23 protein-coding genes are annotated in these 22,804 nt (G+C 39.0%); 14 read left to right on the forward strand and 9 right to left on the reverse strand.

Features of this window, described 5'->3' with window-relative positions; genetic code table 11:
- Positions 1 to 146: 146 nt before the first annotated feature.
- Positions 147 to 1,139, reverse strand: a complete 993-nt coding sequence (locus AC3WR0_RS08275; RefSeq protein WP_492551859.1) for a YndM family protein — start codon at positions 1,137 to 1,139, stop codon at positions 147 to 149.
- Positions 1,140 to 1,315: 176 nt separating this feature from the next.
- Here AC3WR0_RS08275 and AC3WR0_RS08280 point away from each other — a divergent pair, with 176 nt between their 5' ends.
- The gene (locus tag AC3WR0_RS08280; protein WP_492551860.1) at positions 1,316 to 2,641 is read left to right on the forward strand and encodes an MFS transporter; all 1,326 of its coding nucleotides are present in this window, start codon (positions 1,316 to 1,318) and stop codon (positions 2,639 to 2,641) included.
- A 45-nt stretch (positions 2,642 to 2,686) separates the two neighbouring features.
- Here the strand turns inward: AC3WR0_RS08280 and AC3WR0_RS08285 are convergent, their stop codons facing one another.
- Both AC3WR0_RS08285 and AC3WR0_RS08290 read right to left on the reverse strand, forming a co-directional pair.
- A complete protein-coding gene (locus AC3WR0_RS08285) occupies positions 2,687 to 2,848 on the reverse strand; it encodes a hypothetical protein (RefSeq protein WP_492551861.1) in 162 nt (53 codons plus the stop codon).
- A 24-nt stretch (positions 2,849 to 2,872) separates the two neighbouring features.
- Positions 2,873 to 3,034 (reverse strand): hypothetical protein, encoded by a 162-nt coding sequence (locus AC3WR0_RS08290; RefSeq protein WP_492551862.1) that lies wholly within the window; start codon positions 3,032 to 3,034, stop codon positions 2,873 to 2,875.
- A 191-nt stretch (positions 3,035 to 3,225) separates the two neighbouring features.
- Between AC3WR0_RS08290 and AC3WR0_RS08295 the strand changes: the two genes are divergently transcribed.
- Positions 3,226 to 4,269 carry a P-loop NTPase family protein gene (locus AC3WR0_RS08295; RefSeq protein WP_492551863.1) on the forward strand — a complete coding sequence of 348 codons (1,044 nt, stop codon included), beginning with the start codon at positions 3,226 to 3,228 and terminating at the stop codon, positions 4,267 to 4,269.
- Between the two features lie 168 nt (positions 4,270 to 4,437).
- On the forward strand, positions 4,438 to 5,268 hold the full coding sequence (locus tag AC3WR0_RS08300; RefSeq protein WP_492551864.1) for an STAS domain-containing protein: 831 nt from the start codon (positions 4,438 to 4,440) through the stop codon (positions 5,266 to 5,268).
- A gap of 89 nt (positions 5,269 to 5,357) precedes the next feature.
- Here the strand turns inward: AC3WR0_RS08300 and AC3WR0_RS08305 are convergent, their stop codons facing one another.
- The gene (locus AC3WR0_RS08305) at positions 5,358 to 5,558 is read right to left on the reverse strand and encodes a cold-shock protein (protein ID WP_160723702.1); all 201 of its coding nucleotides are present in this window, start codon (positions 5,556 to 5,558) and stop codon (positions 5,358 to 5,360) included.
- 225 nt (positions 5,559 to 5,783) lie between these two features.
- Entirely contained in the window at positions 5,784 to 5,909 is a 126-nt protein-coding gene (locus AC3WR0_RS08310; protein ID WP_492551865.1) for a YjcZ family sporulation protein, read from the reverse strand.
- Between the two features lie 451 nt (positions 5,910 to 6,360).
- Here AC3WR0_RS08310 and AC3WR0_RS08315 point away from each other — a divergent pair, with 451 nt between their 5' ends.
- From AC3WR0_RS08315 to AC3WR0_RS08325, 3 genes are all read left to right on the forward strand, one after another.
- Entirely contained in the window at positions 6,361 to 6,888 is a 528-nt protein-coding gene (locus AC3WR0_RS08315) for a DinB family protein (RefSeq protein WP_492551866.1), read from the forward strand.
- Positions 6,889 to 7,294: 406 nt separating this feature from the next.
- The gene (locus AC3WR0_RS08320) at positions 7,295 to 8,146 is read left to right on the forward strand and encodes an alpha/beta fold hydrolase (RefSeq protein WP_492551867.1); all 852 of its coding nucleotides are present in this window, start codon (positions 7,295 to 7,297) and stop codon (positions 8,144 to 8,146) included.
- Between the two features lie 156 nt (positions 8,147 to 8,302).
- Positions 8,303 to 9,103 carry a S1 family peptidase gene (locus AC3WR0_RS08325; RefSeq protein WP_492551868.1) on the forward strand — a complete coding sequence of 267 codons (801 nt, stop codon included), beginning with the start codon at positions 8,303 to 8,305 and terminating at the stop codon, positions 9,101 to 9,103.
- Between the two features lie 612 nt (positions 9,104 to 9,715).
- On the opposite strand, the gene AC3WR0_RS08330 is transcribed toward AC3WR0_RS08325, so the two are convergent.
- Together AC3WR0_RS08330 and AC3WR0_RS08335 are read right to left on the reverse strand one after the other, a co-directional pair.
- A complete protein-coding gene (locus tag AC3WR0_RS08330; RefSeq protein ID WP_492551869.1) occupies positions 9,716 to 10,732 on the reverse strand; it encodes a DmpA family aminopeptidase in 1,017 nt (338 codons plus the stop codon).
- Positions 10,729 to 11,664 carry a dipeptidase gene (locus AC3WR0_RS08335; RefSeq protein WP_492551987.1) on the reverse strand — a complete coding sequence of 312 codons (936 nt, stop codon included), beginning with the start codon at positions 11,662 to 11,664 and terminating at the stop codon, positions 10,729 to 10,731. The genes AC3WR0_RS08330 and AC3WR0_RS08335 overlap by 4 nt, the downstream gene beginning before the upstream one ends.
- A 160-nt stretch (positions 11,665 to 11,824) precedes the next feature.
- On the opposite strand from AC3WR0_RS08335, the gene AC3WR0_RS08340 reads away from it, so the two are divergent.
- From AC3WR0_RS08340 to AC3WR0_RS08375, 8 genes are all read left to right on the forward strand, one after another.
- Positions 11,825 to 12,298, forward strand: a complete 474-nt coding sequence (locus tag AC3WR0_RS08340; RefSeq protein WP_492551870.1) for a hypothetical protein — start codon at positions 11,825 to 11,827, stop codon at positions 12,296 to 12,298.
- Positions 12,299 to 12,532: 234 nt separating this feature from the next.
- Positions 12,533 to 13,207 carry a GntR family transcriptional regulator gene (locus tag AC3WR0_RS08345; protein WP_492551871.1) on the forward strand — a complete coding sequence of 225 codons (675 nt, stop codon included), beginning with the start codon at positions 12,533 to 12,535 and terminating at the stop codon, positions 13,205 to 13,207.
- Between the two features lie 249 nt (positions 13,208 to 13,456).
- Positions 13,457 to 14,746: an MFS transporter gene (locus tag AC3WR0_RS08350; protein WP_492551872.1), complete on the forward strand. Its 1,290-nt coding sequence runs from the start codon at positions 13,457 to 13,459 to the stop codon at positions 14,744 to 14,746.
- On the forward strand, positions 14,743 to 15,828 hold the full coding sequence (locus AC3WR0_RS08355) for an Ldh family oxidoreductase (protein WP_492551873.1): 1,086 nt from the start codon (positions 14,743 to 14,745) through the stop codon (positions 15,826 to 15,828). The genes AC3WR0_RS08350 and AC3WR0_RS08355 overlap by 4 nt, the downstream gene beginning before the upstream one ends.
- A 360-nt stretch (positions 15,829 to 16,188) precedes the next feature.
- Complete coding sequence (locus AC3WR0_RS08360) at positions 16,189 to 17,070, forward strand: fumarylacetoacetate hydrolase family protein (protein WP_492551874.1); 882 nt, start codon at positions 16,189 to 16,191, stop codon at positions 17,068 to 17,070.
- A gap of 13 nt (positions 17,071 to 17,083) precedes the next feature.
- A complete protein-coding gene (locus AC3WR0_RS08365; protein ID WP_492551875.1) occupies positions 17,084 to 18,523 on the forward strand; it encodes an aldehyde dehydrogenase family protein in 1,440 nt (479 codons plus the stop codon).
- A gap of 15 nt (positions 18,524 to 18,538) precedes the next feature.
- On the forward strand, positions 18,539 to 19,741 hold the full coding sequence (locus AC3WR0_RS08370) for a hydroxyacid-oxoacid transhydrogenase (RefSeq protein ID WP_492551876.1): 1,203 nt from the start codon (positions 18,539 to 18,541) through the stop codon (positions 19,739 to 19,741).
- 25 nt (positions 19,742 to 19,766) lie between these two features.
- A complete protein-coding gene (locus AC3WR0_RS08375) occupies positions 19,767 to 20,672 on the forward strand; it encodes a dihydrodipicolinate synthase family protein (RefSeq protein ID WP_492551877.1) in 906 nt (301 codons plus the stop codon).
- Between the two features lie 60 nt (positions 20,673 to 20,732).
- Here AC3WR0_RS08375 and nagB read toward each other — a convergent pair whose 3' ends face one another.
- Positions 20,733 to 21,476, reverse strand: a complete 744-nt coding sequence (nagB, locus tag AC3WR0_RS08380) for a glucosamine-6-phosphate deaminase (protein ID WP_492551878.1) — start codon at positions 21,474 to 21,476, stop codon at positions 20,733 to 20,735.
- 13 nt (positions 21,477 to 21,489) lie between these two features.
- Positions 21,490 to 22,668: an N-acetylglucosamine-6-phosphate deacetylase gene (gene nagA, locus AC3WR0_RS08385; protein WP_492551879.1), complete on the reverse strand. Its 1,179-nt coding sequence runs from the start codon at positions 22,666 to 22,668 to the stop codon at positions 21,490 to 21,492.
- Positions 22,669 to 22,804 lie beyond the last annotated feature (136 nt).

The raw sequence follows: 22,804 nt of genomic DNA on the forward strand, positions 1-22,804 counted from the left end.
AAGAAAGGCTTCGTCAGCAATATGATCGCATGAAAGAAAAGCATTAGCTTTTCTTAGGAAGTCCTAGTCAGGCGAAAGGTACAGGAAATGCCTTTTGAACGTGATAAGACAAACTAGGCATCAGCCAATAAGGACTTGGCGAATGATTATTTTTCCTGATCCTGGTTTTTCTCATCGCTTCTAACATCTGGTTTAACAGGGGTTAAAAGATTAGAAACACCTGGCTGGTATTGAATATCCATAGAACTTTGTCCATTTGCGTCCGACAGGATAGGTGTATAGGCGTATGGAGCTGCAGTTGGGTAATCCTGATTCTGTAGTCCTTCTGTTAAGTTATTCTCGCTGTTGTTATTAGCACTATTACTATTCTCACTGCTGTTATTAGCATTGTTACTATTCTTACTTTGTAAATTGGAATTTTTAGGTTGGATTTCACTTGAAACTTCATTTTGATACTTCGAATTCATTTCACCTTGCCCAGGGTCTTGGCTCAGCCCACTGCTATATTCCAGGCCAGCAGGTTTGAAGACGTCAGAAGCATTTGGTTGATGTTGCTGATTACCTTGTCCTTGTCCGATGTTTTGCTGGCTGTCCTTTTTATTATATAAATTTAATGGTGTTAAATCACCAGAAGCTTCGGTTTGATAGGATAAGTTTTCTGATCCTTGGTGATAATTTTGAATTTCATTATGAAGTGGTTCCTTTTTTAGACTTACAGGTCTTAATTCCCGGGAGACTTCTGTCTGATATTGAGGACGCATTTGTTTTGGTCCTTGATTCCGTTGCTCAGAAGCTTGCTTCATATCAATATCGGGAACAAAACGGTGGAAGAAGTATTCAAAAACTGCCACGCCGAGTGCTGAAATAAGCGAAGCGGAAAATATGTTATCGATTGTGGTCATATTCGCAGCAACAAACCAGACAACGACAAAGGCTAATACAAAGTCTGCGATAGTTGCCATTAGGTTCGTGGATCTTTGTAAAATAAATAAGTCACCCAATACATAGCCCACGAGTCCTAGAATGATCGTTGCAGTTAAAATATCACCAAAACTCATATTGTAGAACAAGCCAAGAATTAGGCCCAGAACGGAAAGAGTTGCAATAAATTTTATCGCAATTGCTAATGCATGACGCATAACGTATAACCTCCTTTTTTGTAGTTTTGTACAGGTGTCAGCCTTTTATTCTAATCACTAGCAACGTAAAAAAAGGAAAGAGAAAAATTCCCACATAATAAAAGACATTTTACTTCTCTAAACGACAACAATAAAGTACAATTTAGTTTTGATTGTAAGAGGGGGATTATAGAGAAATGAAAAACAGGGTTTCAGTAATGTTCAGTATTGTGCTTGCAATGCTGGTGGCATCAATTGATACAACTATCATGAACACCACAATGCCAGTTATTGCAAAAGAACTGGGGAGATTTGATTTATATGCATGGTCATTTGCTTCCTATATGATTACAAGCACTATTCTTTCACCCGTAGCAGGAAGGCTTTCGGATTTATTTGGAAGGAAGAAAGTGTTCGCTTCAGGAATTATTTTATTTTTATTCGGCTCACTTTTATGTGGCCTCTCCGGAAGCATGGTCCAGCTAGTTGTTTTCCGGGCCATTCAGGGGATAGGAGCAGGATTCATGATGCCATTCCCGGCTATAATTGCTGGTGACTTATTCCCAGTAGAAAAGAGAGGGAAAATTCAGGCCTTATTCACAGCAATGTGGGGGCTTTCTGCCGTTCTTGCTCCGCTGCTTGGTTCTTTCTTCGTCGAATATATGACATGGAGATGGATTTTCTTTGTTAATTTACCGGTATGCTTAGTTGCCTTTTTAACACTAATGCCATACCAGGAACATTACGAGCCAAAAAAAGCGAGTGTCGATTATCTTGGTGCAATTCTTTTTGCGGCAGGCGTTACCTTCCTTCTCTTAGATACAGTAATAAAAGAAAATCGAGTTTTATTCTTCATAATCGGAGTGGTTATTCTTGTGATTTTTTACTTTTATGAGAAAAAACAAGTCTCACCAATTGTTCCGCTTACCATGTTTAAAAATAAAATGATATCGCGAATCAACTTGAACGCCTTTATAGGCACGGTTGCATTATTCGGAACTTCAAGTTTCATTCCATTATTTTTGCAAAATGTAAAACATCTTTCTTTATTTATGAGCGGTGTAGCGTTACTGGGAACTGCGATAGGCTGGATGGCTGCTGCAGTGCCTGCAGGAAAGTGGATTTTAAAATATGGGTATCGTATTTTATTAATAATCGGTAATGCACTGTTGTTCCTGTCCGGGATCTTACTAACTCTATTAAATGAAGGTCACGGTTTCTGGTTTGTGTTCGCAGTTATGATCGTTCAGGGTCTGGCTTTCGGCTTACTGACAACAGTGGGCGTCATTGGCGTTCAGCAGCTGGTAGGAGGGCATGAAAAAGGGATTTCGACTTCATTCTTTATGTTCTGCCGAAACATGGGTACAGCTATAGGAGTGACCGTAATGGGAGCACTTTTAACAGCAGGCTCCAGTTTCATTGTTGGAATCCATCATATATTTATTTTCGGCTTTATAGGAAGTATTTTTGCTCTGCTTACGGCATTTTTAGTCCAGAGGCAAAAAGAGGCTGTTCCTGCGTAAATTAGAAAAGACCTTTCCATAATGGGAAGGTCTTTTAATGTTTGTTTATTTAGTTTCTTTATTTGTTGCATCCTCAAGCTTTCTTGCGTTTTCAAGCCCAGTATCACTAAATGAGTTGTCGCTATTCAATTGGCCCCCAATCGGACCGCCATCCATATCCTTATTATTTCGATCTGCTGATTGGAGATCTTTTCTCACTTCTGCCATTATAAACCTTCTTTCCTGTTTCGATTATTCTTCCCAAAGTTTAAAAGGTGTATAGACCTTGTTTCCCGAGATCTGCCTATGCAGGATGGGTCTTTTAAAAAGATCTTCTGTTTCTTGTATGCCTATTTCTTCTCGATGACGCGCTCTAATGCTAATTCCGAGAATCTCTTCATATATTTTCGGCACGGTGTAATCCCCCCTTTTTGATGATAGGATTACTTTTTCCAGTTTAGGTTATAAAAATGTACAGCAATGGAAAAAACGAAGTGAATAAATCTTAAAAATACTTTCAAGAGTAATAAAAAAATTTTTCAAAGTAAAACTATTGCATTTTAGAGTAAAATATATTACCTTTAAAAGTAAGAGGAGGTGAAATTATGGAAAAATTGAGATTAAATGTTTCTTTATTAAGAAAAAAGGTGCCAAACCTAACGAGTGCCGCCAGATCAGTAGGATTGCGTCCTGCCACAGTTTCCAATTTATGTACAGGAAAAATTCCCCTAGGCCGTGCGGAAGTTCGGACTTTAGCTGCACTTGCAGAATTGGCACAATGCAGTTTGGATGAGCTCGTATTAAGAGGGGAGAGTGTGGAGATGATTGAAACTAAAATTAAAACGCTGGATTTGTTCGCTCCTATTGTGAAGGGAGGGACTGTTGGTTTAATTGCCAGATATGGAATGGGGCAGCTTGTTATTCTAGCTGAATTATTCCATAGGCTCAAGAAAGAAGGCTACGCAGTGATTTTGCTTCAGCCTCAGGATAAACACCCTGAACTGGATGATATTAAAGATGAAACAGATGTTGTAGTAAATTCCATTAATGAAGCCTTTGAGAAAATCTCAGATTTCGGTGCTACAAAGGATATTATTTTTACTGCAGATCGTTCCCATGTTCTTACGGGTGAAATTTATAATCTTCAGGAACAAATTCAAAATGCTAACATTCAATCCGTAACAACCTTTCTTCTTGACTTAAAGGGAGAGTCCGTGGATGAAGAACTTCCTTACGGCCCGCTAGAGACCCTTTGGCAATTTGATGCAGACCTCGCAGCCAGAAAAAAATTTCCTGCCGTAAACCCCATTTATTCTACTTCTTCAGTTCTGGAGGGGGCAAGTCTCGAACAGCAGCACCTTTCCGTCCAGCAAAGAGCTCAAAAATTATTACGGCGCTATCGGGAATTAAGGTCCTTAGTTAATGTAAAAGGGCTAAACGGCATCCCAGCTTCAGAGCTTCAGACTTATAACCGGGGCGAAAGACTGGAAGCCTACTTGACCCAGCCGTTTTATGTGGCCGAAGCTTTTACCGGAAAAAAAGGGGAGTCAGTAGAACTTAAAGATGCACTAAGAGATGTCCAAAAAATCCTGGATGGAGAAAAAGATACTGAGGATTTAAATTCTTTAAATTATATAGGCAGTCTTTAATAATCTTTTAATTTAACTTCCCCGCTCATTTATGAGCGGGGTTTTTATGCTGTATTGTTATTTTGTACTTTAATTACTTAGAGTTGTTAAATATATGGTGCTAGGTAAATATGATATAATCATGTGAGGGAATGATTAAGAAATATTGAAATACGGGGGAGCGTAACAGTGCAACCATTAGAAAAATTTGCAGAATATTTAGTACAAAATGCCGCAGCCATTAGCAGAAAAATAGTTGATTATAATGTTGGTAAATTAGAGATAAATCTTCCTGATGAAGTTGTCGAAAGAGCTGTGACGACCAATGCTGAATTTTTGGAGTTCCTTGGCAATACTTTAGAGTTAAACGAAGAAACAGCAGCAGTAAGTTTTTTGGAATGGCACAAAAAAAATCAGCAGCAAACTCAAGCAGAAGTTAATTTTCAAATGGATGACATCTCAGCTTTAATTAAGCCTTATGCCGCATCACGGCTGCAGCTTATAAAGATGATTACAAAGATTTCTATTGAGCAAGGCCTGGCCACAGAAGAAGTAGTATTTGTGAATAGCCGTACTAGTTATTTTCTTGATTTGAGTATCACTCAGACGATTATTGAAAGGGAACGTTTATCGAAAGAATCTAAGCAAAAGAGTCAAAAGGTTATTACTGAGCTATCATCACCGATTGTTCCGATTCAAAATGGTATTGCCATTCTGCCTTTAATCGGGGAGTTGGATTTAGATCGCAGTGATCATATTATGAATCGTGTAATTCCTAAGATAAGTCAACAAAAAATAGAGTGTTTGATCATTGATTTCTCAGGAATGCTGACAATTGATGAGGAAGTGGCAGGTTTAATTTTTAAGATCCACCGTGTATTAAATCTTTTAGGTGTAGAGTCTATGTTTACAGGTATCCGCCCAGACCTGGCGACATTAATTGTAAATGCTGGTATCGACTTTTCATCATTAAAAACTTTCGGCAATGTACAACAAGCTATCTTTAGCAAGGCAGAGTAACGCAAAAAAGCACTCATAAAATTATGAGTGCTTTTTTCATAATAAAAAAAGACTCTAAAAAAGAGTCTTTTATAATGGTTGAAATTAGATTAAGCTTTACGAACGTTAGCTGCTTGCGCGCCACGTTGACCTTGCTCAACATCAAAAGTCACTGATTGACCTTCTTCTAAAGTTTTGAACCCTTCGCCTTGGATCGCTGAGAAATGAACGAATACATCTTCTCCACCTTCGCGCTCGATGAATCCGAATCCTTTTTCGCTGTTAAACCATTTTACTTTACCATTTTCCATTTTTGTTGCCTCCTAGTGTGTTTCACACACAATGTGTTACTATCCTTGCTCTCAGTGATCATTAAGACGAAAAGTTTGTACTTATACTATCCTTTACACCGAACAAAAATAATTCTTTTTAAGAATAACATCAATTGTGTTGGATTACAAGTGATATCATGAGTTATTTTTCTAAACTGAAAATAAAATAAGCGCTGAGTTTTGCTCAGCGCTTTCAATTCTGGCTTAGTAAAAACAAGAGCAGCCAACGATAATTAAAAGGATGAAAAGTACTACAATCAATGCGAAACCGCCGCCGAAACCACAGCCTCCACAGCCGTATCCGCCGTATCCATAACCACCATAGAACATATACAACACCACCTTTCATATGGGTCTTTATACCATATGCAAAGAGGGCAGAAGAGATATGGGCAGGAGCGGATTGTCAAATGAGAAATATTTGGAAGGTGAAATACGGAAAAAAGGGCAAAACCGAAATGGTTTTGCTTTTCTTTTAGCTAACAGAATTTATATCCCTAAATTCTGAACGCACGACGGACGGGACAAGGAAGGCTTCGGCAGCATTATCATCGCACGAAGGAAAAGCACATGCTTTTCCGAGGAAGTCCTAGTCAGGCGAAAGGACAGGGATGTGCCGATTTAAGCGTGATAAGTAAAACTAGGGCCTCCGCCAAAGAGACTTGGGGAATGCCAAGTTTTTCTAAAGTCAATTTAATTATACCATATATATCCAATAAATATCAGCCTATTTCTCCATACTGATTTAAGGTTAAATGGAGAATAGGGGGTGGAAGGAAGAATGATTAACTATTGTATAAAGCATATACCGGGTTATACAGAGAAAATTGGCGACCTAGTTTCCATGTTGGAGCACACAAGGGCAGTTACTTTAAGTGACCTCCAAGGATTAACTAAGGAAGACCTGGATTATCTGCCCGATGAAAGTTCAAACACTATTGGATCGCTTTTAATGCATATTGCCTCTATTGAATTTGTACATCAAATTATTTCTGTTGAAGACAGAGATATTAACGAAGTAGAACGTATAGAATGGGGAACAGCTCTCGAGCTTGGAAATCTGGCAAGAGAAAAGTTTCGAGGACATTCACTTGATTACTACTTTAATCGTTTAGCATCTATCAGGGACAATACCTTATCATTGTTAAAAACTCAGGACGACCAGTGGCTCACGGAAACAAAGAATTGGGAAAATGGCCTTCCATATAACCACTACTGGATGTGGTTCCATGTTATCGAGGACGAAATAAATCACCGCGGTCAAATTCGAATGATTAAGAGGTTATTGAAAAATAGAAAGGTAAAGTAGTGGGGAATCATAAGTTGACCTTAAAACGAAACGACCCACTCTTTTTTATTTTTGCAGTTCTTCTGTGTTCCGTTTTCGCTCATGTTTCTGATGATGATTTAATTAGACTTTTCAGTCCAAAAATGGTCTCCAATTTGTGATGAACAAATGTTGGTTTATACTCTTTCCAGCTTTAATGACAAATATGTTCTTAATCTTTATAGGTAAAAATAGTTTACTTGTTTCATCATAATTACAATTTCACCTCTTTATTATTTTTAATAACCGTTCCTCTGGAATTCCGGGGAATTTCCATTGTTCTAAAAGCAAACTAACTGCCTTGGGCAGTTCTTTTTTTTTAGCAATGAAGGTATATAAATTTCTTAGGCGAATTATTAATCAGAACAAAATATAGGAGGTTTGTAAATTGCTATTTCCTAAGTCGAGATTTGCCACAATTAATGGAATGGAAGTTCATTTTTCAGAATGGGGAGATACAGAAAAACCAACTGTTGTTTGCTGGCACGGATTAACCAGAAACGGGCGGGATTTTGATATTCTTGCCCGGCATTTAGCAGAGGAGTATCATGTCATTTGCCCTGATACAATCGGGCGGGGATTGAGCCAGTGGAGTTCATCTCCAGAAAAGGATTATAGTTTTGAAAAATACAGCAATTTGGCAATTGGATTGCTAGACCACCTAGGAATCCAGCAAGTTCGCTGGGTCGGTACGTCAATGGGCGGAGCCATTGGTATACGTATTGCCGGAACCCCAGAATATCAAAACCGTATTAGCCATTTAGTATTGAATGACATAGGAGCCGGGGCTTCTGAAAATGCTGTCGAGGATATCGAAGGGATTAAACGGATTATCAGTTATGTAGGTTCTCCGCCCCAATTTAATACTTTTTCAGAGCTAGTGAAATATTATCAAACGATATATGTTACCTTTGGCCTTTCAAGTGAGCAGGAGTGGGTTGATTTTACCCAATTTTCATGCAGACGAAGGGATGGAGGAGGCATTAGTCCTGATTATGATCCCAATATTTCCTTGCAATTTCAGCATACAGAAGATTTAAATCTCTGGAACCATTGGGAAGCCATCCAATCACAAACTCTTCTAATACGTGGAGAAATTTCAGATGTACTGCCGCTTGACGTAGCTGAAAAAATGGAAAAGAAAGAGAACTGTCAACTGGTGACACTACCAAAGCTGGGTCATGCTCCCGCTTTAAATACAGAGAATCAAATTTCATTGATCGAAAACTTTTTGAAATAAACATCAAATGGGTCAAGAGAACTATTTTAAGAAATATTTTCCTTTTCCTCTTAAAATATTATATTATGTAAATATTAGGAATATCCAAACGGGATTTTGAGGCTTTAAATGAGTCTCAGTAAATCGAAATTTACATATTTATAAGGAGGTTGGAAGATGAAAGAAAAGAAGAAGGTGTTTACTTTATTATCTGCAGTTGGGCTGGCAGTTACATTATTTGCCCAGTCTGCAGGTGCCATTACTTATGGAGAGCCTGACAACGGCAAGCATAAAAATGTTGGAGCTTTAATAGTGGAGGAAAATGGAGAGAAGCGTCACATTTGTACAGGAACTCTAATTGATTCAGATACATTTTTAACTGCTTCCCACTGTACCGCTGATCTGCCTGACAATAACACTGTTTGGATTAGCTTTGATGAAGATGTTGATCCTATAACAAATCAAACACTTTATGCCGGACATGCAATAACAAACCCAGCATATAATCAGGCTCAATCGGATACTGGTGATATTGCAGTTGTTCAATTAGTTAAACCAATAAAAGGTATTATGCCTGCAAAACTTCCTGCCGCAGGTCTATTTGATCAAATGGCTGCAAAAGGGCAAATGAATGATCAAACTTTTACAGCAGTTGGGTATGGGGTACAAGACCCTGTTAACCAGCCCGGCGGTGCAGAATTCCCATATGATGGCTTGAAGAGAGTCTCTGTTTCCCAATTTAGTGCACTGAATAAAACCTGGCTTCGCCTCTCTCAAAATGACGCAGCCGGTGATTCAGGTACCTGTTATGGAGATTCTGGCGGACCGAACTTCCTTGGCTCAGGGGACGAGGAAACGGATATGGTTGCAGGTATTACAATTACTGGCGACTCTATGTGCAAGTCGACAAATGTTATTTTCCGTCTCGACACATCGTCAGCACGTGACTTCCTAAAGAATTTTGTAAAATTACCATAATACGCGAAAAAGCATGCCGGGTTGGCATGCTTTTTCTTTAATGTTGAATCTTTAATTGTTAACAATTATGACTTATGAGGACATTGGGCCTAGCTTTCTTATTATCCCGCTTAAAGTTCTATTTTTTATTAGCCTGACGCCCACTTTTTTTCTGACTCTGTGACTTCGAGTTCCCTATTTGAAAGTCACTTCCTAATTCAATGTCATTTCTATTATCCTGTTTCTCGATTTGTTCTCTCGTTTGATCCTTATTTTGTCTGCCTTGATTTGACAACCGTCATCATCTCACTTTCAAAATTTAATCGTTTTTATTATGCTCATTTTGATTATAAAAATTTCACTAATTTCTTTCGCGTTTATAAAAAAGGAACAAAACCAATCAAAGTGTTTAATAGTCATTCGTGAGCAGGATCGATTTAATCTCAGCAGAAGAGAAAGTTGTCTAAAAATGTGCATAAAGTGATTCAAAATACGGTTGGCAAAGCTAAAAACCGCTGGCTTGAGAACAAACACAATCAAATTATCAGTCGAAAAGTGCTTCAAAGGAAATCTTGAGAACGAATAAATTGATTCTCAGCAGAAGGAGTTCTCAATAACACTAGTTGCTATTTTTTAAAATGAAATTCTTTCAACAACCCGGCCGTTTCTTCCTTTTGTTGTTTCAGCCTGGGATAAAGAATTCAAAATTGCCTCCTGAGCTGCTTCAGCTGCTCCTGTAAAAAGCTGGTTCATAATAGGATGGTCCTCCCTAAGCTGTACTCGGGTTTCAGCTTTATCCTCTGAAAAGTGAGGAATCTTGTGGGCGGTAGAAAAGGCAATAACAATATCACCACTTCCATGGCTTAAGTGGCTTCCTGTTCTTCCAAGACCAATTCCGCAGCGTTTAGCAACCCGCTGAAGCTGCCGGTCACTTAATGGAGCATCGGTCGCAAGGACCATAATAATGGATCCATCAGAGGCTTCAGCTATCCCATTACCTTCCACTATTTGAAAGCTGAAAAACTCTTCTTTTTTTCCGAAATTGGTTAAAACGAGACAGCCAATTGTGAAGTCTTCCACCTTCCGGGACGCGGTGCCGATGCCGCCTTTATAGCCAAAGCATACCATTCCTTTTCCTGCCCCGACAGCTCCTTCTATTACCTGACCGTCAGAAGCTTTATTGATCGCTTCCATTGCATGCTGAGGTTTAACAGGAAACTGCCGGATGGAATTTAAATAACCGTCATTGCACTCCCCAACGACAATATTAATAGTTCCAGTAGTATCACCAATCTCCGCATTCTCCTTAAGCATATATTCAAGTACTCCCTGGGTAACAGCAGGGACACCAAAGGTATTTGTCAGCATAATAGGGGACTCCAGGACACCCAGTTCATTCAGTTGGACCAGCCCAGTTGTTTTACCAAAACCATTGAGAACATAGCTGGCAGCTGTAACTTTTTCTTTAAATAGGTTCCCGTCATGTGGCAAAACGGCTGTAACACCTGTACAGGCGTATTCATTTCCTGCTTCATCAAGTGGATAATCAAGTGTCACATGGCCAACAGCAACGCCTTTAACATCAGTAATACAATTTTTTGAACCAGTTTCAAGCAGCCCGATTATTCTGCCATTATTTCGAATCTTCATCTGCCAAAGCCTGGTCGGAGATCTAGGAAGTTTTGATAGGCAAAGCCACGAACCTCTTCTTCCTTATAAAACTTTAGAAGCTCATTAATAAGGTTTTGGTTTTTAGAAGCATCCTCCAGATGGGTAATAAATGTAGAAATACCGTCAAAATCGGAACCAAGTCCAATTTGTTTCACTCCGCCTAGCGAACAGAAATGATCAATATGCCTAATTAAATCAGAAATTCCAGCTTTCCCATTTTCAGTTATAAAAGGGGGATTAAAAACAACGTGGACGAGTCCGCGTTGTTGAAACATAGCTCTAGCTTGTTCATCGGTTAAATTGCGGCGGTGGTTACATAGTGCTCGAGAGTTGGAATGACTGGCAATTGGGTATTTGGCTATAACCATTACATCCCAAAACGCTTTATCACATAAATGGGATACGTCTGTTAATATTTGATGTTCATTATGAAATTGAACAATTTCTTTCCCAAAAAGGGTAAGGCCAGCACCACGTGGCTCTCCCGCTCCATCAGCAGCCAAGTTTGCATTATTCCAGGTAAGTCCGACAGATCGAACCCCAAGCTGATAAAGAATATGTAATTTAGAAATGTCATTCCCGATGGCATCAACACCCTCAAGCGTTAACATAGCGCCAATTTGGCCAATTTTTAAATGATCAAAGTCAGACCAGTCCTTTATATGGACCATATCAGGATTTTCCCCCAATACTTCCTTATAAAAATAATCCACCTGTCCTAATGCGGCTTGAAATTTTTGATCAGAAGGGATATCGGGCTCGATAAAAATGGCAAAGCACTGAACCTTAACATTTCCCTTTTGCAATCTTGTTTTATTTGTTTCCAATTCCGGAGAGTCTAAAAAACTTAAAGTTCCTTTAGCATCCTGCAATTTCATCAGCGCATCACAATGTAAATCAATTATATTCATCATCCTGTCCTCCCTTTATATATAAGCTATTAAAATCTTAACATAAATATTTAGGGGTAATAAATAAACCTCTAAACATTTCATATGGGCGAATAACCATTCCTTTTTGGATATGGACACATACACTACTTTGTAATTATCTGAGGAGGAGAGATTAAAAATGGATAGACAATTTGGGAATATGGGTATGGGCACAGGCGGTTACCCCGGTACTGGCATTGAATCAAGCGGCTTTTCATCAGCTATGGGTGGAGGCTACCCAGGGTATGGCATGAGCCATGGTGGTTATCCAGGCATGGGAGCAGGAGGCTATCCAGGCTACGGCATGGGAGCAGGAGGCTATCCAGGCTACGGCATGGGAGCAGGAGGCTATCCAGGTTACGGCATGGGACATGGAGGTTATCCAGGTTACGGCATGGGACATGGAGGTTATCCAGGCTACGGCATGGGACATGGAGGTTATCCAGGTTACGGCATGGGACATGGAGGCTATCCAGGTTACGGCATGGGACATGGAGGCTTTCCAGGGTTAGGATTAGGCCACGGCGGGTTTCCTGGCATGGGAACCGGAGGATATCCAGGAATGGGATATGGCGGTTATCACCGGGATGATGAGATTTTCTTAGGTTATTGAAACGATATTACAAAGTGAACAATTAGTTAAAAGACTCCTTATTAGGGGTCTTTTTCAATGATGAAGGTACTGGAGAGTAATAATTTTAAAATTAAATAATTCGAAAAATATAGTATATTTAATATTTGCTTTTTAATAAGATTGATACTAATATATTATATATGATATATAATATTTTGAATATTAAGTATTATATATTACTTTGTTATAAATTTCTGATAAGGAGGTGAGAGAATGAATATTGACTTTTCTGTTCCTGCTCCATTAAAAATGCAGGCCTATAATATTGTTAAAAGAGCAATTATTACTGGTGCATTTAAAGATGATGATGCCATTACCGAAAGACTGGTTCTCGAAAGGTTCAAAATAAGTCGTACACCATTTCGGGAGGCAATTCAAATACTGGAGTCGGAAGGCTGGGTATATACAATCCAATATAAAGGAACTTATGTAAAACCAGTAACATTAAAAGATATTGATGAATTGTTCCAGCTTCGGAAGATCATTGAGCCTGGAATAATTGAGCTCCTTATCGAGACTGGGAAAGAACAAGAAACAGCAAGACAGTTGGAAATTATTCTGAACAAAATGAGTAAAGAAGAAAAGGACCAATCAGATTTTGATTTTATGTCCCTTGATAGAGAATTTCATAGTCTGCTTTATGATTTAACAGACAACAGCCGAATTAGAGCTTTTTCTGAACAAATCTCAGATATGATGCTTCGGGTGGGAATACGGGTCTTAAATAGAAAATCGAGAAGAGAAGAAGTGATTGATGAGCACAGGCGGATAATTGAGGGTTTGAAGGATGGAACAGCAAAGGTTCACCTGAAATCGCATCTTGACGAGACTAAAGAGTCATTTATCGAGATGTATAAAGAGGTTGGAAGCAATAGTTTAAAAGCGTAAAAAAAGAGCAATGTGTTATTGGTTTGGCGACCCACACATTACTCTCGGAAGTTTCCTGGTCATGCCAGGGAAAGGATAAAACCAGCGCAAAAAGGCTTAGTATTAATCCCTATTATGTTATTGTAACAAAAGTTTAATTTTTTTTCATTCATAAATCACTTTAATCAGAGCTAATTACCCTTGTATTTATAAAATGTAAGCGTTTCCTAACAAATTAACTTAATTATGTTGTTAAAAGGAGATGAAATTATGAAAAAGACAAATAAGAGATGGACAATTGTAATCCTTATTTTTCTAGCTACTTCTATTAATTACCTGGATAGAGCAAACTTTGGAATAGCTGGTCCTGGCATGATGAAAGATATTGGATTAACAAAAACAGAATTCGGTCTGCTTGGATCTGCTTTTTTCTGGACTTATGCTTTAATGCAGATTCCAGTTGGTAGTATTGTAGATAAACTGGGTCCTAGAGTTACTTATGGAGTCGCTATTATTTGGTGGTCCATATTCAGTGCTTTTACAGCTTTCGGTCGTTCAGTAGGAGGACTTATCGGAATTCGAGCATTAATGGGTATTGGTGAATCACCTGCTTTTCCAACAAATACTAAAGTAATCTCTGATTGGCTTCCAGCTAAGGAGAGGGGAATTGCAAACGGGTTATTTACAATGGGGATTGCGGTTGGTGCAGGATTAACGACTCCTATTGTTGCCTGGATTGTTGAAAGTTTCGGATGGAGAGCTTCATTTCTAGTAACAGGAGCCCTTGGAATAATATGGGTGATATTCTGGATTATTGGCTTCAAAAATAATCCTGCTGATGATCCTAAAGTTAATAAAGCTGAATTGGAATATATTCTTGATGGGCAAACAGCAAGTGGAATGGAAGCACCAGCAAGTGGTTTAAAGTGGTATCAACTTTTGAGGTATCGAAATGTGTGGGGAATTTTATTTGGGCTTTTCGCTCAAGATTATTTGCTTTATCTCATGCTAACATGGCTTCCGACTTATCTTGTTGTAGAAAGGCATATGTCTTTATTAAAAGCGGGATTTAATTCAATGATTCCTTGGATTGCTGCATCGATTGGTGCCATTTTGGGTGGTTATTTATCTGACAGGCTTATAAAAAATGGATGGGCACCGATTATTGGACGAAGGATGATTATGACAAGTGGAATGATCTTTTCGTTAGCAATTATACCTGCTGCTTTTGTTACAAATGTTTATATGGCGTTAGGCTTAATCGCAGTTTCTTTGGGTGGAATGATGTTTGCAAATGGTGGTTCTTGGGCGGTAGTTGCCGATATTGCACCAAAAGGTATGGTAGGTACCCTTGCAGGGATGCAAAACTTTATTGGCAATCTTTCAGGTTGGATTGCCCCCATTTTAACTGGTTTTCTGGCCGATCAATTACATAGTTTCATTGCAGCCCTAGTGGTAGCGGGTGCTATTGGAGGTCTATCAGTTATTCTGTATATTGTTCTTCTTAGGGATGAAAAAATTGAACCAAATATTAAAGTTGCTGGAGGTTTGGCCAAATGAGTAATTTCCATAATGTACAAGCAGATATTCTTGGGAAAATTTGTTCAGGAATACTTCAAAAAAATAATGTTCCGTTCGAAGAAGCGGAATTTGTATCTTCCTCACTTGTTGATGCTGATCTTAGGGGAGTAAGCAGCCATGGTGTAATTAGGCTCTCAAATTATCTTAACAGACTTTCAAACGGGGTAACTCCTCCCGAATCCGCGTTAGAGATTGTCCGTGAGACAGATAGTACAGCTGTTTTAGATGGTCATAATGGATTAGGGCAAGTGGTTTCCCAAAGGGCGATTGATATTTTGCTAGAGAAAGCAGAAAAAAGTCCCATTAGCGCAGTGGCCGTAAGAAACAGCAATCACTTTGGTGCAGCAGCGTACTGGGCTTCCAAAATTCAAGAACATGATATGATTGGCTTTTCTCTCAGCAATGTTGAACCCCTGATGCCCCCTCCAGGAGGCGCAGCAGCAAGAGTAGGTAATAATCCTATCTCCATTGTGGTTCCTACAGGTAATTCCAAGCCTATAGTGGTAGACATGGCTACAAGTACAGTGCCTCTTGGAAAAATATTAAATGCAAAAAGTAAAGGCGAATCTATCCCAGAGGGCTGGGCAGTTGATTCCCAGGGAAGACCGACAACCGATCCGGATGAAGTGGTGAATGGAGGGTTTTTATTCCCTGTTGGAGGTCCAAAAGGGTACGCACTTGCGGTAATTGTTGATGTTTTATCAGCACTATTAAGCGGTGGAGCCATTGGAAAAGAAATTAACTCGATGTATAACGATCTTGATAAACCAAACGGTATAAGCCATTTCTTTATGGCTATCAGAATTGATGCTTTTATTAATCCACAGCTATTCTATCAAGCTATTGGCAAGTATGTGAATTTTATTAAGGATACACCATTAGCAGAGGGAGCAAATGGAATTTATCTTCCGGGAGAGATTGAGCATCTTAATAAAGCAAAGAACAAAGAAGCAGGAATTAACTTACCTAACACAGTTTTCGAAGAATTGGTAACTATGGCTAAAAATTTTAAATTGGAAGAAAAAGTAATTCGAGAGTTTGAACAGTCCTTAACGGTTTAACAAAACTATTTTACACTTTCCAGTATAAAGAATCCTTTTCCTTCTATTAATCTAAATATTGGAAGGGAAAGGCTCTTAAATAAAGGAGACAGCAAGTGACTGCCAATGTAATTAGTCAGTTGAAAAAATGTAAGGTAATAGTAAGGTAGGGCATTGGTTTTGATAATGTTATAGTTACCTCACATATCTTATAAATCAGTTGAGTGTGTTGCACTTGTGCATGAAAAAGCCGCTAAAACAGTATGCAGTGTTTTAAATGGAGAGCACCTTACAATCTAGTAAATAAAACTGTTTTAAATAAAAACTGATTATAATTCTTCGAAAAATATAAGTAAAGGTAAACGTAAAGGAGAGATTGTGATGAAGCTTGTACAATTTAAAAAAAATAATGAAGTTCACCTGGGAGTAAAAACAGAATTAGGTGTATTAGATTTAAAAGAGGCTGCCGGTAAATTCGAGCTGCAAGTGCCTGAAAATATGCACGATTTAATTCTTCTGAGGGAAGATGGCCTTCAAGCAGTTAATGCAGTCCTACAAAGAGCAGTTAACGAAGGAAGTAAAGATAATTTTATATCCGAGGGAGAACTGAACTTTGCTCCGGTTATTACTGATCCTGAGAAGATTATTTGTGTGGGTTTAAATTATATTAACCATGCAAAAGAATCAAAAATGGATATACCTACTTCTCCAATTTTATTTAGTAAGTTTAATAACGCCTTAGCAGCTCATGGAGAAAAAGTAAAAATTCCGCAGTCAGCAGAGCAAATGGATTATGAAGCAGAGCTTGTTCTCGTTATTGGAAAAACAGCACAGAATGTTTCTGAGGAAGAAGCTCTATCCTATGTTTTTGGATACAGTATAGGAAATGACGTTTCTGCAAGGGATTTACAGTTCAAAACGAATCAATGGTTACTTGGAAAAAGCCCTGATGGTTTTGCGCCAATTGGCCCATATTTAGTCACAAGCGATGAAATTGATCCAAATAATTTAACTGTGGAATGCAGAATTAACGGTGAAGTACGGCAAAAGGGCAATACTAAAGACATGATTTTTAATTGTGCTGCTATTATTAGCTATGCTTCTAAGTATATGACATTAAAGCCTGGTGATATTATTTTTACCGGGACCCCTGATGGTGTTATTCTTGGATATGAAAAAGAAAAACAGAAGTGGCTTCAGCCAGGAGATGAAATGGTTATCTCTATTGAACCAATTGGAGAACTTAAAAACGTACTACAGTAGGAGGACAAATCAAATGGAACAGTCTCAGACTAGCAAAACACTTTACTATGGCAATTTTATTAATGGAACATGGAAGGAATCAAACGAAAGTTTAACCGTTTTGGATAAATATAATGGGGAAGAAATAGCAACAATCGCTATAGCTTCTAAGGAAGAAGTTAGGGAAGCTGTTAAAAATGCCTATGAAACCTTTCAAGCTATCAAACTCTCACCGATGCAAAGATACGAAATTTTATTGAAAACGGTCGAGATTGTTAAACAAAGGAAGGAAGAATTAGCTTTAACCATTGTCAAGGAATCTGGTAAAGCTTTAAAAGATGCAAGGAGTGAAATTGACAGAGGAGTACAAACCCTAATTGCATCAGCTGAAGAAGCAAAGAGGATTACCGGTCAGGGGATTCCTCTAGGACAACCAGGAAATGATAATAAAATTGCCTTTACTATACGTGTGCCTGTGGGAGTTATTGGCGCTATTACTCCATTTAATTTTCCTTTTAACCTGGTTGTACATAAAATTGGACCTGCTATTGCCGCAGGGAACACGGTTGTATTGAAACCGGCAGAAAAAACACCGATTATATCTTGTTTACTTGTTGAAATTTTAATGGAAGCTGGCCTGCCTAAAGGGTTTGTTAATCTAATTAATGGAAACGGACACACTACCGGACAGTATTTGCTGGAAGATGAACGAATTGCTATGTATACCTTTACAGGTAGCCCGCTTGTAGGACGGCAGATAAAAAACAATACTGGCATTCGTAAAGTTACACTGGAGCTTGGAAATAATTCACCTAATATTGTTCATCATGATGTAGCAGATTTGGACAGGGCAGTGGAACTTTGTGTAACGAGAGGATTTTCAAATGCAGGACAGGCATGCATATCTGTTCAGCGTGTCTATGTCCATAAGGATATTTACCATGCATTCGTTGATAAAGCGATCCAACTGACAGGAACACTAAAAGTTGGCGATCCAAAGGATCCTGAAACTGATATTGGTCCTTTGATTAGCGAAAAAGAGGCGATTAGGGTTGAGGAATGGCTTCAGGAGGCAAAAGACAGTGGTGCCAGTGTTTTTGGAGGGGAAAGGAACGGAGCTATCTTGCATCCGGCCATTGTAACCAATGTCAGAAAAGATATGCGTGTCATTTGTGAGGAAGTTTTTGCCCCTGTTATTGGTATTACTCCATACGAAACGATTGAAGAGGCTTTTGAAAGGGCAAATGATACTCCGTATGGATTACAGGCTGGGGTATTTACATCCAATTTAAATATTGCAATGGAAGCCAGCCATAAATTAAATTTTGGCGGTGTTATTATTAACGATGTATCTTCCTTCCGTGCAGATGTTATGCCATATGGAGGAGTGAAGGACAGCGGTATAGGAAAAGAAGGTCCTCGGTTTGCTGTACAGGAAATGACAGATGAACGAATAATTGTGATTAACTTATAAAAAGGAGAGAAGAGCATGCGGAACATTTGGGAATTTAATTCAACCCAGAGAGTCGTTTTTGGTCCAGGTTCCCTTTGTCAGTTAAATGATATTTTAGCTGATTATAAGGCCGAAAGAATTTTTGTTATAACAGACCCTGGAATAAAACAGGCTGGGATCCTTGATAAGTTACTTACAGAGTTGCGAAAGAAAGATTATAAAATTGAAATATTTGCAGAGACAAAGCCTGAACCTTCTGTAGAGATGGCTTTGGAAACTTTTGAGTTTGCAAGGTCAAAGCAGGATACAGATATTATTATTGGACTTGGTGGCGGCAGCAGCATTGATCTTGCAAAAGTTACCGGCTTACTTATGGCGCATGGTGGAACCCCCAAGGATTATTTTGGAGAGCATATGGTTCCAGGTCCGATTGCCCCAATTATTGCTATTCCGACAACAGCGGGAACCGGCTCTGAAGTGACGTCAGTGGCAGTTGTTACAGATACAGAAAACCAACTGAAAGTCGGTATATCCGATAATTATCTGCGACCTGCAGTGGCTCTTTTAGACCCTGAACTAACGTTAAAACTACCGCCTTATATCACAGCTTGTACAGGTATTGATGCATTGGCACATGCAGTTGAAGCTTATACAGCTAAACCATATTCAAGTATTGATGCCGAAGGAAAATTACTCTTTCAGGGCTCTCTGCCCATAAGTGATACACTTGCATTACGTGCCATTGAATTGGTAGCTGAAAATTTAACTCTGGCTGTAAGGCAGGGAAGCAATCTTGAAGCGAGAACAAATATGCTTCTGGCCAGTTTACTTGCTGGAATGGCTTTCTCAAATGCTGGAACGGCCCTATCACATGCACTCGCCTATCCTATTGGCGGTTTAGTAAAGTCCCCTCACGGTGAGGTGACAGGTTTAATGCTTCCATATGTAATGTCTTACAATGCAAGTGTAGCTCCAAATAAGATGACAGCAATCGCTAAAGCATTTGGGATTAATGTTAATGGATTGAGTAGAAAGGAAGCAGATCAGTCTGCTTCTAAAGCAGTTTTACAGCTTTTAGAGGATATAGGGCTGCCAACCACTCTTAGTGATATTGGAATTAAGGAAGAAAATATCAAAGATATAGCAGAAAAAACTTTGGGAATTTCAAGACTAGTCCGCAATAATCCAAGAGTCCCTAATGCGAAGGACTTGGAAGATATGTTAATGCAAGCATTGTAAGCAGTAAAATGGGGGGGGGATTTAGTTGGCTGAAATATTCAAATTCCACGGCATTATACCTCCTGTTGTAACTTTATTTAAGGAATCAGGAGATATTGATTGGCAGGCAAATAAATACCTTGTTGATTGGTTGATCAATAAGGGAATTCATGGAATTCTATTTATGGGAAGTACGGGAGAATTCTCCAGCTTGACTATGGAGGAACGAGAGGGTTTCGTTCGTGAAATGACTTCTTATGTTAATAAAAGGGTGCCTGTATTGATAGGTACAGGAACGACCTCTCTTAAAGACACAGTACGCCTTTCACAGCAGGCAGAATCTGCAGGTGCAGATGGCGTTTTGGTTGTAAGTCCTTATTATTGGTATTTTAATGAAAATCAATTATTTGAGTATTATCTTGCTGTAGCGGATAGCATTAAAATTCCTGTTTTACTTTACAATATCCCTCAGTTGACGGGACAATCTTTATCAAGCTCCCTTGTAAAAAAACTGGCTCAATCCAGAGTGAATATCGCAGGAATTAAAGATACGATATCCGATATCGGCCATATCAGAGAGCTAATCCAAGATGTAACTAAAGAACGACCTGATTTTGCAGTATTTTCCGCTTTTGATGATCATTTGCTTCCTGGTTTGCAGTTAGGATCTGCCGGTTCTATTAATGGTTCCTCCATTTTTGCCCCTGAAAGATCAGTCAGCCTTTATGAAAGTTATCGGAAAGGCAACTATGAAGAAGCAATTGGCGCACATGAGGAACTTATTCCAATCATGAGCATTTATAACGCAAGTACACCATTTTTCTTAGGAATAAAAGCAGCCGTAAATCAGATAGTTTTAAAAAAGAGAAGCGGATCACGTGAACCAGGTTTGTTAACCGAGGAAATAGAGAAAAAGGTAAAAACTATATTAACAGTAAATAATCTTAATTAAACTTGTTTGAGTGAAATGTTGAAATTGCTAAAGCATGCCTAAGTCGGCATGCTTTTTCACTTAACATGAATTAACTTCTTCTACTTTTGATAATGCCTCTGTGTCTGCAATAAGTGTAACGTTGGAATGAGGGCAGAGGGCGGAAGCAGGGAAGTCTTTATCCACCTTACCTTCAAGAAGCTTTTTAATTGCATCCGCCTTCTGGGCACCCGATGCTAACAGGATAATTTTTTTACTCTGGAGGATGGTGTTAATTCCCATAGTGATTGCCTTGGTGGGCACTTCCTCAATGCTTCGAAAAAAACGGGCATTTGCCTGGCGGGTAGATTCAGTTAGAGAAACAATATGGGTCTTAGAATCAAAAGTAGTTCCTGGTTCATTAAAACCGATATGCCCATTAACCCCAATTCCGAGAATTTGCAAATCTATACCGCCTAAATGTGAAATGAGAGAATCATATCTGTTGCATTCCTTTTCCAGGTCCTCTGCCAATCCATTCGGAATATGGTTATTTCCACCCGGGATATCGATGGAATCAAACAGATTTTCTCTCATAAAAAAGTGATAACTGTTAGGATCGGTTGGAGCCAGACCAACATACTCATCTAGGTTAACGGTCCGAACCTCTTGATAGGAGGTTTTATTTTTTTCATGATCATCAATTAAGGCCTGATACATTCCTTTAGGGGTACTCCCAGTTGCCAAGCCCAACACGGTTCGGACATTTTCTTTAATAGTTTCTATTACAATATTAGCAGCCTTTTGACTCATTTCTTCATAATTTGAAACCTCTATGACGTCCAAACTGGACACCTCCTTATTTTTGATAAGCTATTTTACCTCTGCACATCGTAAGCACGACATCATAATTTTCATCAAGGATGACTAAGTCCGCATCCTTTCCTTTGGCAATGCTGCCCTTTCTGTTAAAGATATTCAATTCTCTCGCAGGATTCCCAGACGTCATTTCGACTAAATCGATAAGATTTGCATCGGTGAATTTTAGCATATGGATAATGGCCTCATTCATTTTAAGAATACTGCCGGCGAGGGTGCCATCTTTCAACTGAGCTTTTCCATCGCTGACTGTGACTTCCTGCCCGCCAAGATCATAGATGCCATTTTTAAGGCATTTGGCACGGAGGGCATCGGTTATAAGGACAAGCCGCTCTTTTCCAAGCAGACGGTAGGAGATGTTGATCATTTCTGGACTGACATGTATCGTATCTGCAATTAATTCAGCCATTATTTCATCTCGTAAATAAACGGCACCCACAACGCCGGGTTCCCTGTGATGCAAACCGCGCATCTGGTTAAAGAGGTGGGTGGCATGGCTCACACCAGCCTCAACTGCTTCCAACACTTGTCGGTAGGTAGCTTCCGAGTGGCCAATGGAAGGGATAACTCCTAAATCTTTTAGATACTTTGTTAATTCAATCCCGCCTTCTTGTTCAGGTGCTAGAGTAACGAGCCTGATATGACCTGACGCAAGTTCCTGCCACTTTTTAAAAGTATCGGTATCAGGGCTGGTAATAAATTGCTTGGGTTGTGCCCCTGCCATGTTAGGAGAGATAAAGGGACCTTCAAGATGAATTCCTAAAACCTCGGCTTTTCCTGGCTCATTATTTTTTTTAATAAATTGGGCGGCATTTTCAAGTGCTTTTTCAATGGCATCACTGCTTTGGGTGATAGTCGTGGCAAGAAAGCTTGTAGTGCCTTCACGGGGAAGTGTTTCAGCCATGACTGTCAAGGCATCTGGTGTTGCGTCCATAGTATCAGCTCCACCTGCGCCGTGAATATGGACATCAATAAATCCAGGCAATAAAGAATAATGATCGGAAAAGGAAATGACCTCAAAATCTGCATCCTTTTCCTGGAGTGTCTCTATCTCTCCCATTTCCGAAATAATGCCGTCTGAAACTTTCAGAAAAGCATTTTTAAAAGGTCCATTTTCGCCATAAATCGTTACATCTTTTATAAGGAAGGATTTATTCATTTTTTAAGCTCTCCTTCGTTTTTGTAAAAATATGCATAAATTACATATTTTAAACTGAATTTAATAATGCTTATGTTTGTCTTAAGAGGTTGGACTTATGCAATTAAAAATACGAATAACTTGAGAGGGAAGTGTA

Source organism: Neobacillus sp. FW104-15D2, assembly GCF_058790155.1.

Coding starts and splice junctions, on each gene's coding strand:
- AC3WR0_RS08365 (WP_492551875.1), top strand. CDS start 17,084: ATGGAACAGTCTCAGACTAGCAAAACACTTTACTATGGCAATTTTATT.
- AC3WR0_RS08360 (WP_492551874.1), top strand. CDS start 16,189: ATGAAGCTTGTACAATTTAAAAAAAATAATGAAGTTCACCTGGGAGTA.
- AC3WR0_RS08345 (WP_492551871.1), top strand. CDS start 12,533: ATGAATATTGACTTTTCTGTTCCTGCTCCATTAAAAATGCAGGCCTAT.
- AC3WR0_RS08355 (WP_492551873.1), top strand. CDS start 14,743: ATGAGTAATTTCCATAATGTACAAGCAGATATTCTTGGGAAAATTTGT.
- AC3WR0_RS08285 (WP_492551861.1), bottom strand. CDS start 2,848: ATGGCAGAAGTGAGAAAAGATCTCCAATCAGCAGATCGAAATAATAAG.
- AC3WR0_RS08350 (WP_492551872.1), top strand. CDS start 13,457: ATGAAAAAGACAAATAAGAGATGGACAATTGTAATCCTTATTTTTCTA.
- AC3WR0_RS08275 (WP_492551859.1), bottom strand. CDS start 1,139: ATGCGTCATGCATTAGCAATTGCGATAAAATTTATTGCAACTCTTTCC.
- AC3WR0_RS08330 (WP_492551869.1), bottom strand. CDS start 10,732: ATGAAGATTCGAAATAATGGCAGAATAATCGGGCTGCTTGAAACTGGT.
- AC3WR0_RS08335 (WP_492551987.1), bottom strand. CDS start 11,664: ATGAATATAATTGATTTACATTGTGATGCGCTGATGAAATTGCAGGAT.
- AC3WR0_RS08305 (WP_160723702.1), bottom strand. CDS start 5,558: ATGGAAAATGGTAAAGTAAAATGGTTTAACAGCGAAAAAGGATTCGGA.
- AC3WR0_RS08325 (WP_492551868.1), top strand. CDS start 8,303: ATGAAAGAAAAGAAGAAGGTGTTTACTTTATTATCTGCAGTTGGGCTG.
- nagA (WP_492551879.1), bottom strand. CDS start 22,668: ATGAATAAATCCTTCCTTATAAAAGATGTAACGATTTATGGCGAAAAT.
- AC3WR0_RS08295 (WP_492551863.1), top strand. CDS start 3,226: ATGGAAAAATTGAGATTAAATGTTTCTTTATTAAGAAAAAAGGTGCCA.
- AC3WR0_RS08370 (WP_492551876.1), top strand. CDS start 18,539: ATGCGGAACATTTGGGAATTTAATTCAACCCAGAGAGTCGTTTTTGGT.
- AC3WR0_RS08310 (WP_492551865.1), bottom strand. CDS start 5,909: ATGTTCTATGGTGGTTATGGATACGGCGGATACGGCTGTGGAGGCTGT.
- AC3WR0_RS08280 (WP_492551860.1), top strand. CDS start 1,316: ATGAAAAACAGGGTTTCAGTAATGTTCAGTATTGTGCTTGCAATGCTG.
- AC3WR0_RS08340 (WP_492551870.1), top strand. CDS start 11,825: ATGGATAGACAATTTGGGAATATGGGTATGGGCACAGGCGGTTACCCC.
- AC3WR0_RS08315 (WP_492551866.1), top strand. CDS start 6,361: ATGATTAACTATTGTATAAAGCATATACCGGGTTATACAGAGAAAATT.